General features: G+C 69.0%; 13 protein-coding genes. 9 read left to right on the forward strand and 4 right to left on the reverse strand.

Going from position 1 to position 12024, the window contains the following annotated elements; genetic code table 11:
- Positions 1-131: 131 nt before the first annotated feature.
- The 4 genes from MKK65_RS18400 to MKK65_RS18415 form a co-directional block, all read right to left on the reverse strand.
- Positions 132-395 (reverse strand): hypothetical protein, encoded by a 264-nt coding sequence (locus MKK65_RS18400; protein ID WP_243959545.1) that lies wholly within the window; start codon positions 393-395, stop codon positions 132-134.
- Positions 396-1603: 1208 nt separating this feature from the next.
- Positions 1604-1867, reverse strand: coding sequence for a hypothetical protein (locus MKK65_RS18405; protein ID WP_058195264.1), 264 nt, complete (start codon positions 1865-1867; stop codon positions 1604-1606).
- 148 nt (positions 1868-2015) lie between these two features.
- Entirely contained in the window at positions 2016-2282 is a 267-nt protein-coding gene (locus MKK65_RS18410; RefSeq protein WP_152997673.1) for a hypothetical protein, read from the reverse strand.
- 119 nt (positions 2283-2401) lie between these two features.
- On the reverse strand, positions 2402-2983 hold the full coding sequence (locus MKK65_RS18415; protein WP_160329364.1) for a hypothetical protein: 582 nt from the start codon (positions 2981-2983) through the stop codon (positions 2402-2404).
- Between the two features lie 464 nt (positions 2984-3447).
- Here MKK65_RS18415 and MKK65_RS18420 point away from each other — a divergent pair, with 464 nt between their 5' ends.
- The 9 genes from MKK65_RS18420 (at position 3448) to MKK65_RS18460 (ending at position 12000) form a co-directional block, all read left to right on the forward strand.
- Positions 3448-3750 carry a hypothetical protein gene (locus tag MKK65_RS18420; protein WP_082643480.1) on the forward strand — a complete coding sequence of 101 codons (303 nt, stop codon included), beginning with the start codon at positions 3448-3450 and terminating at the stop codon, positions 3748-3750.
- A 116-nt stretch (positions 3751-3866) separates the two neighbouring features.
- The gene (locus MKK65_RS18425) at positions 3867-4157 is read left to right on the forward strand and encodes a hypothetical protein (protein ID WP_243959546.1); all 291 of its coding nucleotides are present in this window, start codon (positions 3867-3869) and stop codon (positions 4155-4157) included.
- Between the two features lie 74 nt (positions 4158-4231).
- Positions 4232-5128 (forward strand): LysR substrate-binding domain-containing protein, encoded by an 897-nt coding sequence (locus MKK65_RS18430; RefSeq protein ID WP_243959548.1) that lies wholly within the window; start codon positions 4232-4234, stop codon positions 5126-5128.
- 214 nt (positions 5129-5342) lie between these two features.
- Complete coding sequence (locus MKK65_RS18435; RefSeq protein WP_243959550.1) at positions 5343-6092, forward strand: SDR family NAD(P)-dependent oxidoreductase; 750 nt, start codon at positions 5343-5345, stop codon at positions 6090-6092.
- A 12-nt stretch (positions 6093-6104) separates the two neighbouring features.
- The gene (locus MKK65_RS18440) at positions 6105-6971 is read left to right on the forward strand and encodes a transketolase (protein ID WP_243959552.1); all 867 of its coding nucleotides are present in this window, start codon (positions 6105-6107) and stop codon (positions 6969-6971) included.
- Complete coding sequence (locus tag MKK65_RS18445; protein WP_243959554.1) at positions 6968-7990, forward strand: transketolase family protein; 1023 nt, start codon at positions 6968-6970, stop codon at positions 7988-7990. Before MKK65_RS18440 ends, MKK65_RS18445 begins: the two co-directional genes overlap by 4 nt.
- A complete protein-coding gene (locus MKK65_RS18450; RefSeq protein WP_058195282.1) occupies positions 7981-8862 on the forward strand; it encodes an NAD(P)-dependent oxidoreductase in 882 nt (293 codons plus the stop codon). The genes MKK65_RS18445 and MKK65_RS18450 overlap by 10 nt, the downstream gene beginning before the upstream one ends.
- A gap of 216 nt (positions 8863-9078) precedes the next feature.
- Positions 9079-10095, forward strand: coding sequence for a TRAP transporter substrate-binding protein (locus tag MKK65_RS18455; RefSeq protein WP_058195283.1), 1017 nt, complete (start codon positions 9079-9081; stop codon positions 10093-10095).
- A gap of 12 nt (positions 10096-10107) precedes the next feature.
- The gene (locus tag MKK65_RS18460) at positions 10108-12000 is read left to right on the forward strand and encodes a TRAP transporter large permease subunit (protein ID WP_058195285.1); all 1893 of its coding nucleotides are present in this window, start codon (positions 10108-10110) and stop codon (positions 11998-12000) included.
- Positions 12001-12024: the final 24 nt, after the last annotated feature.

Consider the following 12024-nt stretch of genomic DNA (forward strand, 5'->3'; position numbering starts at 1 on the left):
CTGATGCTGGCCGAGATGGGGCTGGTTCAGAAGCGGCACGTGCGTGGGCCCGGGCGATCGCAGCCGGCGTGGTTCCTAACAGCGGCCGGGCCGGCGGTGATCGCGGAGCTCGGACCGAGCGAAGTGCGGGATTAGCCGCCCTTCGTCTTGAACTCCCAGATCGGCGGGCCCCACACTTTGCCTGGCGTGTTCCGGTAACCGGCGGTCCGCTCGAACACGATCCGATTCCCCTCGACCGCCTGCACCTTCTTCCCGGCGACCATCAGCGCACCGCAGTAGTCGACCTGGAGCGTGCCGTGCTCGGGGTGGACGCCGAAGAGATGAGGCGACGTCCGGCCCAAGGCGTGGGCCTCGGCGCCGAACCGGACGCCGAAGTCGAGCGCTGCCTCCCGCATCGCGGCTCACTGCGCTGGCGTTAGGTAGCGACATGGCGATGCGCGCTCGGAGATATTCTCAATGGCGCCGTACCACATGTCGACGGGGTTCGGGATCAGGGTGGGGGCGAGACCGGATGACCTCCGGCCGAGCTACGCCACGAGCTGTCGGCAGGCCATGCGGCCAGAAGCGGGATTGCTCCGTGTCTGAGGCCCCCGACCCGTTCCGTGTGAGGGGGGGATTTGGACCGAGCCGGTGGGTGTCCCTCAAGACGACACGCCATGGTGCACCGCAGCGCTAATCAATCAAGGTCCAAAACGAGCAGGCCCGCCCTGGTTTTCCAGTGGCGGGCTTGATGCGACTGCGCCGACGAGGCCGCACCGTGTCATCCCGAAGGCAGTGCTGCTCTTCCGGCGCCCGGCTACACAGCCGATCGCTGGGAGCAACCTGGGACGTTATGGTTAACCAATTGTTGCTGCTGTGAGCAGCAGTTGCTTGGGACACCGAGGCCTGAGACCCGGACATAAAACTATGTCGGTAGGGTAGCATAAGGCCGAGCTCCGCCGCGGGTTGTAGATATTCGACGCTGCCAGAGCTGGACTTCTCGGTGCAAGGGAGCCTGATCGGCGTCTTCAGAGGCTGCAACAACGCCATACCTGATAGGACTGATCGGGTTCATTTTTGGTAGCTTCACTACCGGGAGTTGCGCCTAGGCCTATGTTCTAATGCGGACCGAGGGGGCGGCATGGCAGACGGTGGCGATGACGACGAGGGCGACGAGCCGCGATCGGACCATGCGTCGCTACGGCTGGTGTGGTTGAACCCTGAGAATGGGATCACCGTCCTAGGGTCGCTCGGTACAGCCGTGGCGCGGCGGAACTCCTTGCCGGCGAGGCTGCACTTGCAGGGCGAGACCTCGCGCCCGATGAGGCTTTAGCGGGGGTCTACGACGACGTGGTCTGGCTTCGAAGCCAGATCCATCATGGTTTGAAGGGGCTCGGCGAAACGGTACGCGAGCACCGTGTTCGCTCTAAGCAGCACGGTGTTCGCTGCGCGCTGTGCCGCGGGCGAACCTTCTTCGATACCCAGGGTGATGCGACGACCTCCGTCGGCATCGTCATCGACATCACATAGCTTGGGGCGGACGGGCATTGCCGGTTCGGAGCAACCGACCCGGTTTGCCCGAGCAGTAAGCGCGATCCTTCGACCGTTCGGGCAGTCCGCCGGCTTAGCGGCTGACGCCGGTGCCGCCGCCGATCGGGCCGATAGTGTTCGGCCCGGTATTGGGAGCGGGCGTTGCGGCCTGGTTCCGCTCGATGTTCATTTGGAGGGTGTTGCCCTGCGTGGTCTGCTCCTGCCGCAAGGAGCGCATCTGGCTGTTGTACTCCATGGACTGGTTCGCGGCGTTGGGATTGCCCTGTTGCACCTGAGCCAGGACGGGCGTCGCGCCGATTGCGGATAGGCAGGCGGTGGCGAGGAGGAGGGCGCGCATGATCGGACTCTAACGGTTGATGGGGTCGTGAAGTCGACGCGTCCGGAGCACGGACGGTTCCGACCCGGGGCAGCGACCTGATGCATCAGGGCGGAGCATCACGGCTCAGGCTCGACGGCGTCCTTGCTACGAGCCAGCCTCCGCGTCGCTAACAGCCTACGCAGACCCGAGGATCCCATTTCGGCAGAGGCTTCAGCGGCGGCAATGCTTTCGGCGCCGGGTTCGTGGTGGTTACGCTCTGCTCGGGAAGCGTTACCGCGGCTGGTCGTGCGTCGGCGAGGGCCGCAACATCCTGGACCGATTCAGCCGTGGCGGGCCGGGCGATGCTGCCCGTCAGATACCCATCCATCGCCCGCGCGGCGTTGAGGCTAAGTGCGACGGCGAGGCCGGCGGCGATGAGGCGGATGACGATCATAGGAGGCTCCGCCGGCACAACGTGATGCGGGCGGCGGGGTTCAATCCCCCTCCCCGTCTGCCGTGCGGCGTTTTAGGCCCCTGATCCCAGCGCTTGATGATGGCCCGCTTGGCGGCGTGTCAGGAGCGCCGCGGGCGCAGCGATGACGCCGGCAGGATCGTCGCGTGCCACCGGTTGTCATCCTGCGGCACCCACGGGCGCTCGCCGGGCGGTTCGGGCAGCGGGTACGCGACCGGCATCGACCCGACCGTCCAGGCGACCGGCGGCGTGTAGAGCTGCGCGAGCCTGCGCGGGGGCAGGCGCTTCGCCAGCCGGACGGGATGCGCTCGCAGGGCGAGCCTGCGGCGGTCGTGCCGGTGGAGCCGGGCGTAGCGCTTGCGCAGCTGGGCGAGGCGCATTTTGGCCCGGGGGCGGCGCGTCGCCGTCTGCACGCGCGGGGCCAGCTGCGCCAACTGGATCAGGCTTGGCTTGTCGTAGCTGACCGTTGCGACACGGTTGGCCGCGGTGATGCAACCCGTACAGATCGATCCTGACAGTTGTTGCCAAGTCCGCTGCTGACGCTCGGCGATGAGCGCGCTCCGATCGGAAGCCGGCTTGGGCTGTTCCATGTCCCGGCGGGCGGGAAAGGCCGCGCTTATGGACGGCAACCCGATGGCGAATGCAGCAAGTGCCGCCGTTAAGGAGTGTGCAACGCGCTTCATGACCCATCTCGGCGACAGCCCAAGGCCGCCAAGCGTCTTGTTGCCCTGTGGGTGCGGGCGAGCAAACCGTTTTCTTGAGACTTCGGTACTCAATACGTATGCTGCCGGTGCGGTTTTAGGCCGGCCGAGCCGGCGATGCTTTCGTCGTCCGCGGTTGATCGGCGCAAGATCATTGTGCTGTTTCCCGGTGGTGGCAAGTATTTGAATCCTGTTCGTGGGTCATGACGATGGCGGTTCATTGGACAGTCGCTTAATTATTCGATAATGCAAAGGGATTGCGGCCTGCGATGCGAGCCGCGTCTCGCATCGGGGCGATCATGATCTCTGTGCCGCGGATCGCGACTTTAGGTTTGGTGTTGCTGGCGGGGGCGTGCTCGCGTCTGCCGAACGTTCCGACTGCCTACAGTGCATTGCCGCGCACCGCTTCATCCGCCCCGGCGACGCCGGTATCCACGGTTCCGGAGGTGCCGGTCGCATCGGTCGTCGACCTGCCGCGCATCGTCATTCCCGGGACCCTGAAGGTCCCGGCCGCCACGGTCGAGCCCCACGGCCTGAACCCGAACGCGGCCCTGGACACGTCCCGGCGCAGCCGCATGACCTGGGAGGCGCTGCGCCCCGGCGATCTCCTGAAGCCGCCGGTTCTCGCATCCGCGGACGGGGCGGTATCGGCAGGTGTCGCGCCCCGGACCTACGACCGGGAGGCGGCAATGGACCGCTTGCTGAAGGGCGGTCGGGACGCCGCGAGCGGCATCTGCTCCGGCTGTTGATCTCGGGTTGCCGCGCGGCGTCATGGTTAGCCGATCGGGGCTCTCGGCGCGGTCTTTTTACGCACTGTTAACATGTCCGCCCCACGTTGCAGCCAGCGACCCGAGGGAGGCGTGGCATGCGGACCTTGAAGGCGGAAGACGAGCAGGCGGTCGAGCGCCTGACGCTGCGGCTCCTCCAGGACGCTTATTGCGATCTCGCGGCGGTGCTCCGGGGCGCGCAGCCTGCGGCCGCCGCGGCCATCCTCGCCGTCATGGAACAGCGCGTCACCGACGTCCTCACCCGGATCTGCCAGCAGGGCTCGGAAGGCGCGGCCTCGGCGGAGATCGCGATCGCCGTGGGCGAGCGGATCGGCGAGGTCATGGATCAGGCGCACGGCCGGGACGGAAGCACGGCCTTGGCAGCCTGAGATAGGTCGTCCGCGCGCCGGACGTGCTTCGCGGCCATTGCCAGTACCGATAACCCCGGCCCATCCTGCCGCGGATGCGTCCGCCCGTTCCCCTTTCCGCCGTCCGGATCTTCGAGGCTGCAGCGCGGCGACGCTCGTTCAAGGCGGCGGCCGGCGAGCTGAACCTGTCGCCGAGCGCGGTCAGCCACGCCGTGCGCAAGATGGAGGAAATTCTCGGCGTCGCCCTGTTCGAGCGGAACGGGCAGGGCATCGCCCCGACCCCGGCCGGCGAGGCTCTGTGCGATCATGTCGGGCGCGCCTTCGCCGAATTGAATCGCGGCCTCGACCTCGTGGCCAATCGCGGGCCGCAATTGCTGCGGCTGCACTGCGCACCGAGCTTCGCGGCGCAGTGGCTCGCGCCAAGGCTGGCGCGCTTCCTCAGAGAGCATCCGGGCTTCGAGGTGCGGCTGGCTGCCGGCATGGACTATGCCCGCTTCATCACCGACGAGTTCGACGCCGACATCGTCTACGGCCCGCCCCGGGGCGAGGGGCTGGTGCGCATGTCGCTCGGGCGTGAGACGGTAACGCCGCTCTGCGATCCCGAGCGCGCCGCCCGGATCGCCGGCCCCGCCGACCTGTTCGCGCAGACCCTGATCCAGAGCGACAACAAGCAGGTGCGCTGGACCCATTGGTTCGAGCGCAACCGGCTTACCGCGCCACCCACCGCCGCCATCCGCTTCGACCGGAGCTTTTTGGCCCTGGCGGCGGCGGCCGATGGGCTGGGCGTCGCCCTTGAATCCACCCGACTCGCCGAGCGGGAGATCGCCGCCGGTCGGCTGGTGGCACCGCTCGCCGGGCGGGCGGAGGATATCAGCTACATCGGCCACCATTTCGTCTGCCCGGCCGATGCCCGCCGCCGGGCGCCCCTGCGGGTCTTCGCCCGCTGGCTCGCCCGGGAACTCGCGATCGAGCTGGACGCAGAACTCGCCTGAACCGCGAGGGCAGGTGAATCCCATTCACCTGCAGGTGCAGGATTCGCGTTTGTCGCGCGGGCCGCCCCGGGCCAATGTCGCCGCAACGAACAAGACGCGAGGAAACGTCACCGCAAAGCCGTCGATCCCCGGATCGCGGTCGCCGGCTGGCCCTAGCCTCCGTCGCGACGACAGGCTTCGATGCCGCACGCGCGCGGATCGCCGGGAGGGTCCCATGCTTCTGAACGATCGGGTCTGCGTGATCACCGGGGCGGCCTCCGCCCGCGGCATCGGGAAGGCCACGGCGCGCCTGTTCGCGCAGTCCGGTGCCCGCATCGCCGTGCTCGACCTCGATGCCGGCCAGGCCGAGGAGGCCGCCCGCGACATCGGCTCCGGCCATATCGGCCTCGCCTGCAACGTGACCGACCGGGCCGCCTGTGACCGGGCCGCCGAGGAGATCGCCGCCCGGCTCGGGCGCATCGACGTGCTGATCAATAATGCCGGCATCACCCAGCCGCTCAAGATCATGGACATCGCGCCGGAGAACTACGACGCCGTCACCGACGTGAACCTGCGCGGCACGCTCTACATGAGCCAGGCCGTGATCCCGGGCATGCGCGGCCAGGGCTCGGGGGCGATCGTGTGCATGTCCTCGGTCTCCGCCCAGCGCGGCGGCGGCATCTTCGGCGGCCCGCATTACAGCGCCGCCAAGGGCGGCGTGCTCGGCCTCGCCAAGGCCATGGCCCGGGAACTCGGCCCCGACGGGATCCGGGTGAATGCCGTGACGCCCGGCCTGATCCAGACCGACATCACCGGCGGCAAGCTCACCCCCGAGCTCAAGGTCGAGATTGCCAAGGGCATCCCGCTGGGGCGCCTCGGGGTGGCCGACGACGTCGCCAAGGCCTGCCTGTTCCTGGCCTCCGACCTGTCCGCGTACATCACCGGCGCGGTGATCGACGTGAACGGCGGCATGCTGATCCACTGAGGGGGGAGTCCCATGTCGACCGATAGGCCGCCGACCGAACGGCCCCGCGCGGGGTCCAACGTCCCGCTCAGCGAGCGCGCCTACCGCATCCGCCGCCACGCCCTGCGCATGGGCGAGGTCCAGGGCCAGGGCTACATCGCCCAGGCTCTCGGCATCAGCGACGTGCTGGCGGTGAGCTACTTCCACGCCATGACTTACCGGCCCGAGGATCCCGAATGGGAGGGCCGCGACCGGTTCCTGCTCTCGATCGGCCACTACGCCATCGCCCTCTACGCGTCGCTGATCGAGGCGGAGATCATCCCGGAGGACGAGCTGACGAGCTATGGCGGCGACGATAGCCGCCTGCCGATGTCGGGCATGGCCGCCTACACGCCCGGCATGGAGATCACCGGCGGGTCGCTCGGCCACGGGCTTGGGATCGCGGTCGGCATGTGCCTCGGGCTGAAGCGAAAGGGCTCGAAGAGCTTCGTCTACAACTTGTTCTCCGACGGTGAGCTCGACGAGGGCTCGACCTGGGAGGCCGCCATGTCGGCGGGCTCGTTCAAGCTCGACAACCTGATCGGCCTCGTCGACGTGAACGGCATGCAGGCCGACGGCGCCTCCACGGGGGTGCTCAACTTCGAACCGCTGGCCCCGAAATTCGAGGCGTTTAACTGGTTCGTACAGCGGGTCGACGGCAACGACATCGACGCGCTGGTGGCGGCCTTCGACGCCGCCCGGAACCACCCGGGGCCGCAGCCCCGGATCATCATCTGCGACACGCGCATGGCCAAGGGCGTGCCGTTCCTGGAAGCGCGCGAGCGCAACCACTTCCTGCGCGTCGAGCCGGATGAATGGCAGCGCGCGCTGGCGATCCTGGACGAAGGGAGGGTGCGGTGAGACGCTCGAAATACGAGAAGCCCGCTCCGCGGGAGGGCGGCAGCCTCAAGACCTCGGCGATGATCGCCTCGCTGGCTGCCCCCGGGCAGCGCACCAAACCCGCGCCCTTCGGTCATGCCCTGGTCGAGCTCGCCAAGACGCGCCCCGACATCGTCGGCCTGTCGGCGGACCTGTCGAAATACACCGACCTGCACATCTTCGCGCAGGCCCATCCCGAACGCTTCTACCAGATGGGGATGGCCGAGCAGCTCCTGATGAGCGCGGCGGCCGGGCTCGCCCGGGAAGGCTTCACACCGTTCGCCACCACCTACGCGGTGTTCGCCGCCCGCCGGGCCTACGACTTCATCTGCTTGGCGATCGCGGAGGAGAATCTCGACGTCAAGATCGTCTGCGCCCTGCCCGGCCTGACCACCGGCTACGGCCCGAGCCACCAGGCGACGGAAGACCTCGCGATCTTCCGCGGCATGCCCAACCTCACGATCATCGACCCTTGCGACGCGCACGAGATCGAGCAGGTCGTGCCAGCCATGGCCGCCCATAAGGGGCCGGTCTACCTGCGGCTCCTGCGCGGCAACGTCCCGCTGGCGCTCGACGAGTACGGCTACACGTTCGAGCTCGGCAAGGCCAAGACGATCCGCGACGGACGCGACGTGCTGGTCGTCTCCTCCGGCCTGATGACCATGCGGGCGCTGGAGGTGGCCGACGCTTTGCGCGACGACCGGATCGACGTGGCGGTCCTGCACGTGCCGACGATCAAGCCGCTGGACGAGGCGACGATCCTGCATGAGGCCCGGCGCGGCGGCCGGCTCGTGGTGGTGGCCGAGAACCATACGGTGATCGGCGGCCTCGGCGAGGCGGTGGCGGGCCTGCTCATGCGCAACGGCACGATGCCCGCGCGCGGCTTCCGCCAGATCGGCCTCCCGGACGAATTCCTGGATGCCGGCGCCCTGCCGACGCTGCACGACCGCTATGGGATCTCGGCGGCCGCCATGGCGCGGAGCATCCGCGGATGGCTGTGAGCCGCCTCGCCTTCGTCGGCCTCGGCGCCATGGGCCTGCCGATGGCGGCCCACCTCGTCGCCGCGGGTTTCTCCGTGCGCGGCTACGACATCCGGGCGGAGAGCCGCGCGGCGCTCGTGGCCCTGGGCGGGGCGCCGGCCGAGACCCTGGCGCAGGCGGCCGAGGGCGCCGACGTGCTCCTGCTGATGGTGGTGAACGCCGCCCAGGCCGAGGAGGTGCTGTTCGCGCGCGGCGCCCTCGACGCCCTCGCCCCGGACGGGATCGTGGTCCTGATGGCGACATGTCCGCCGGGGGCGGTGGAGGCCATCGCGGCACGCGTCTGCGCCACCGGCCGCCGGTTCGTGGATGCCCCGGTCTCGGGGGGGGTCGTCGGGGCGAAGGCCGCCAAGCTCACGATCATGGCCGCGGCCCCGGCCGCGACGCTGGCGGCGATCCGCCCGATCCTCGACGCGCTCGGCGACCGGATCTTCCATGTCGGCGAGCGGCCGGGACAGGGCGCCACCGTCAAGGCGGTGAACCAGCTCCTGTGCGGCGTCCATATCGCGGCCGCCGCCGAGGCGATGGCCCTGGCCGGGCGGGTCGGGGTCGATTGCGCGGTGGTGCTGGAGATCCTCTCGGGCTCCTCGGCTGCGAGCTGGATGCTGCGCGACCGCGGCCCCCGGATGCTGGAGGTGGAGCCGGAGGTGACCAGCGCGGTCGACATCTTCGTCAAGGATCTCGGCATCGTGCTGGAGGCCGGCCGCAGCGCCGGTGCGGCCCTGCCGCTGGCGGCGCTGGCCCATCAGCTCTTCGTCTCGACTTCGGGCCGGGGCGACGGCGGTGCCGACGACAGCCAGGTCGTGCGCGCCTATCGCGCGCTCAACGGCAAGTAAATGTAGGGGCTTGAATGTAGGGGCTTGCGGGCCGGCGCGGCTTGTCCGTGCGCCGCGGAGCCCGGATGATCCGCGCCGGAGAAGAAGCGGCGCGTGAGACGCACGATAACGGCACCGGAACCCGTATCCGGGGCCGAATAACGGAGGGACGTACGATCCACATGACCGGCTAACGGCGGGGATCGGGCGGCTCGGGACGACCCAGGGAGTGAAATCATGCGCGACACTCGTTTCAGCCGCCGCAGCCTGCTCGCCGGCGCGGCTGCCGTGCCGGTCTTCGGCATCCTGACCCGGCGCGGACAGGCGGCTGAGTTCTCCTACAAGCTCGCCACCGGCCAGGACCCGACCCACCCGGTCAACGTCCGGGCGCAGGAGGCCCTCGACCGGATCCGCGAGGCGACCGGCGGGCGCCTGGAGATCAAGCTGTTCCCGGCCAATCAGCTCGGCTCCGACACCGACCTGCTGGCGCAGGTGCGCAACGGCAGCGTCGAGTTCTTCAACCTCGCCACCTCGATCCTCGCCACCTTCGTGCCGGCCACGAGCCTGCCCAACACAGGCTTCGCGTTCAAGGATTACGACGCGGTCTGGTCGGCGATGGATGGCGGGCTGGGCAACTACGTCCGGGCCGAGATCGCCAAGACGCCGATCCTCACCGTCTCGAAGGTCTGGGACAACGGCTTCCGGCAGATCACCTCCTCGACCCGCGAGATCAGGACGCCGGAGGACCTGAAGGGCTTCAAGATCCGCGTGCCGCCGGCGCCGATGCTGACCTCGCTGTTCAAGGCCCTCGATGCCGGCGCGGCGCCGATCAATTTCAACGAGCTGTATTCCTCGCTCCAGACCAAGGTGGTCGAGGGTCAGGAGAACCCGCTCGCCATCACGGCCACGGCCCGGCTCTACGAGGTGCAGAAATCCTGTAGCCTGACTGGGCATGTCTGGGACGGCTACTGGATCCTGGGCAACAAGAAGGCCTGGCAGCGCCTGCCGGCGGACCTGCGCCAGACGGTCTCGCGCGAGCTCGACCGGTCCGGCACCGACCAGCGCGCGGATGTGGCGACGCTCAGCCTCTCTCTGCGCGAGAGCCTTGCCGCCAAGGGCATCGCCTTCGTCGATGTGGACCGTGCCCGCTTCCGCGACGCGCTGGGCCGGACGAGCTTCTACCGGGACTGGAAGGCCAAGTACGGCGATGCGGCGTGGGCGTATCTCGAAGACGTATCCGGCAAGCTCACCTAAGGAACGGACGCCATGCAAATCGACATCGCGGCCGTCGAGAGCGCGGCCGGGCTTGAGCTGGCAGGGCCGCCCCTGCGTGCCCGTACCTGGCTGCGCAAGCTGGACGTGGCCCTGGGCTACCTCGTGGAGATCCCGGCAGCCCTGCTGGTGCTGGCCGAGATCGCCGTGCTGTTCGGCGGCGTGGTCAGCCGCTACGTCTTCCGCGAGCCGCTGGTCTGGTCGGACGAGCTGGCCGCGATCCTGTTCCTGTGGCTCGCCATGCTGGGGGCCGTGGTCGCCTTCCGCCGCGCCGAGCACATGCGCATGACCGCCATCGTAGCGATGTGCGGCCCGCGCATGCGCGCCTTCCTGGAAACGGTCGCCCTCGTGGCCGGCCTGATCTTCGTGGCGCTGGTGCTGGAGCCGGCCTTCGAATTCGCCAGCGAGGAGACCTTCGTCCAGACCCCCGCGCTGGAGCTCAACAACGCCTGGCGGGCCGCCGCCCTGCCGATCGGCTTCGGCCTGATGCTGCTCGTCGCGCTGATCCGCCTCTTGGAGACCGCCGACTGGCGGCTCACCGTCGGGGCGCTCGCCATGGGCGGCGGCATCGCCGCCGGGCTCGTCGCCCTCCAGCCCGTCTTCGCGGGGCTCGGCAATCTCAACCTGCTGCTGTTCTTCGTCCTCGGCGTCGGCGCCCTGGTCTTCTCCGGCGTGCCGATCGCCTTCGCGTTCGGGCTGTCGACCTACGCCTACATCACCCTCACCACCGGCGCGCCGTCGATGGTGGTGGTCGGGCGCATGGACGAGGGCATGAGCCACCTCATCCTGCTCGCAGTGCCGTTGTTCGTGTTCCTCGGCCTGCTGATCGAGATGACCGGCATGGCCCGGGCCATGGTCGGGTTCCTGGCCTCGCTCTTGGGCCATGTCCGCGGCGGCCTGCACTACGTGCTGGTCGGCGCGATGTACCTCGTCTCGGGCATCTCCGGCTCGAAGGCCGCCGACATGGCCGCCGTGGCGCCGGTGCTGTTTCCCGAGATGAAGGCGCGGGGCGCCAAGGAGGGCGACCTCGTGGCGCTCCTGGCCACCACGGGCGCGCAGACCGAGACGATCCCGCCCTCGATCGTGCTGATCACCATCGGCTCGGTCACCGGCGTGTCGATCACGGCGCTGTTCACCGGCGGGCTGCTGCCGGGCTTGGTCCTGGCCGTGACGCTCTGCGCCCTGGTCTGGTGGCGCTACCGCGGGGAGGATCTGAGCCACGTCGCCCGGCCCTCCGGGGAGGGGATCGGCCGGGCGCTGCTGGTGGCGGTGCCGGCCCTGGCGCTGCCGTTCGTGATCCGCTTCGCGGTGGTCGAGGGCATCGCCACCGCCACCGAGGTCTCGACCATCGGCATCGTCTACGCGGTGCTGGCGGGGCTCCTGATCTACCGCCAGTTCGACTGGCGGCGGCTCTACCCGATGCTGGTCATGACCGCGACGCTGTCGGGGGCGATCCTGCTGATCATCGGCGCGGCCACCGGAATGGCCTGGGCGCTGACCCAATCGGGCTTCTCGCAGACGCTCGCGGTGGCGATGAAGAGCCTGCCGGGCGGCCCCGTCGGCTTCCTGTTCGTGTCGGCGGGTGCCTTCATCATCCTCGGCTCGGTGCTGGAGGGCATTCCGGCGATCGTGCTGTTCGGCCCGCTGCTGTTCCCGATCGCCCGACAGGTCGGCGTGCACGAGGTCCACTACGCGATGGTGGTGATCCTCGCGATGGGGATCGGCCTGTTCGCCCCGCCCTTCGGGGTCGGCTACTACGCCGCCTGCGCGATCAGCCGGATCCACCCGGACGCGGGCATGCGCCCGATCGTCGGCTACATCCTGGCCTTGCTCGTCGGCCTCGTCGTCATCATCCTGGTCCCCTGGTTCTCGATCGGGTTCCTCTGAAAAACCCGGATTCGAAAGGTCCGA

Origin of the sequence: Methylobacterium sp. J-001 (assembly GCF_022829565.1) — a bacterium.
Taxonomy (GTDB): domain Bacteria; phylum Pseudomonadota; class Alphaproteobacteria; order Rhizobiales; family Beijerinckiaceae; genus Methylobacterium.

Excerpts from the sequence above, each read along its gene's own strand:
- MKK65_RS18450 (WP_058195282.1), top strand. The coding sequence starts at position 7,981 with ATGGCTGTGAGCCGCCTCGCCTTCGTCGGCCTCGGCGCCATGGGCCTG.
- MKK65_RS18400 (WP_243959545.1), bottom strand. The coding sequence starts at position 395 with ATGCGGGAGGCAGCGCTCGACTTCGGCGTCCGGTTCGGCGCCGAGGCC.
- MKK65_RS18435 (WP_243959550.1), top strand. The coding sequence starts at position 5,343 with ATGCTTCTGAACGATCGGGTCTGCGTGATCACCGGGGCGGCCTCCGCC.
- MKK65_RS18425 (WP_243959546.1), top strand. The coding sequence starts at position 3,867 with ATGCGGACCTTGAAGGCGGAAGACGAGCAGGCGGTCGAGCGCCTGACG.
- MKK65_RS18455 (WP_058195283.1), top strand. The coding sequence starts at position 9,079 with ATGCGCGACACTCGTTTCAGCCGCCGCAGCCTGCTCGCCGGCGCGGCT.
- MKK65_RS18460 (WP_058195285.1), top strand. The coding sequence starts at position 10,108 with ATGCAAATCGACATCGCGGCCGTCGAGAGCGCGGCCGGGCTTGAGCTG.
- MKK65_RS18410 (WP_152997673.1), bottom strand. The coding sequence starts at position 2,282 with ATGATCGTCATCCGCCTCATCGCCGCCGGCCTCGCCGTCGCACTTAGC.
- MKK65_RS18415 (WP_160329364.1), bottom strand. The coding sequence starts at position 2,983 with ATGAAGCGCGTTGCACACTCCTTAACGGCGGCACTTGCTGCATTCGCC.
- MKK65_RS18440 (WP_243959552.1), top strand. The coding sequence starts at position 6,105 with ATGTCGACCGATAGGCCGCCGACCGAACGGCCCCGCGCGGGGTCCAAC.
- MKK65_RS18405 (WP_058195264.1), bottom strand. The coding sequence starts at position 1,867 with ATGCGCGCCCTCCTCCTCGCCACCGCCTGCCTATCCGCAATCGGCGCG.
- MKK65_RS18430 (WP_243959548.1), top strand. The coding sequence starts at position 4,232 with ATGCGTCCGCCCGTTCCCCTTTCCGCCGTCCGGATCTTCGAGGCTGCA.